This is a genomic window from Vogesella fluminis, assembly GCF_014652335.1.
In the GTDB taxonomy this organism is placed as follows: domain Bacteria; phylum Pseudomonadota; class Gammaproteobacteria; order Burkholderiales; family Chromobacteriaceae; genus Vogesella; species Vogesella fluminis.
This window is the reverse complement of the sequence record NZ_BMYP01000117.1, coordinates 1-791: the sequence shown is the minus strand read 5'-3', so window position 1 is coordinate 791 and position 791 is coordinate 1. Positions and strand designations below refer to the sequence as shown.

The following is a 791-nucleotide window of genomic DNA, read 5'->3' as shown; positions in this document are numbered from 1 at the left end:
TCAGTTCCCCGGCAAATGGGGAATCGGTGGGGAATCGAGGGAATTGGCCAGCAAAAAAAAGCCGCCCATCAGGACGGCTTCCATACACACTTTGGCTAGTTCATCTTCATCAGCAGATAGAACTTCGAACCCTCCCCATGTTCGACAATGATTTGCTCAGTCTCGATTAGCCATGCAGTGGCCTCGTCAAACGCTCGCTTATCCAGCTTTGACCATCTGAGCAAGGCGCTATGCTGAACCCGTTTAAGTTCGGTGGCCATGCGATTTACTGCGGGCGCTTTTGCGCCGGTAAACCTCAGCCACCCCGCGCAAGCGTCAGTAATGCCGCCCAACACCCTGCGGCCATTTCTGATTGCCTGACTGTCGGTCATGTCATCCACAAACGACAATAGGCAATCATGGCTATAGGTCGCAAAATCCAAGCCCCATTGCAGATGCTCACGGCGGATTGTGCCCCCCTCCCCGCCCGCGTTATCCCAAACTGCCAACACCAGCGCCACCCGTAATGCCAGCTCAAGGCGGCGGCCAATCAGCGTGCGTTTAACACCATCACAAGCACGCTCAAGCTCATTGAATCTGGCAATGGTTGCGGATTGCAACGTTCTGGCCTCAGCATCCAGCGCATAGCTTATTACATGCTCGTTAGGCCGTGCCTGCGGCAAACCATGCTTGCCTATGGCCTCGGCCTTATCGCCAATCGTGCGTTTGAGCTCCCCCCAAAGGTTGGGCAAGGATAGCGTCCGTCAAGGTGGTGTAAATTTCAGGGCCGAACTCCGGTCCGGTTTTCCAGG

At 55.4% G+C, this 791-nt stretch carries 1 protein-coding gene; it reads right to left on the bottom strand.

Annotated elements, in window-relative coordinates; all coding sequences use genetic code 11:
* Window positions 1-95: 95 nt before the first annotated feature.
* Entirely contained in the window at window positions 96-731 is a 636-nt protein-coding gene (locus tag IE083_RS15695) for a hypothetical protein (protein WP_189354967.1), read from the bottom strand.
* Between the last annotated feature and the right edge of the window lie 60 nt (window positions 732-791).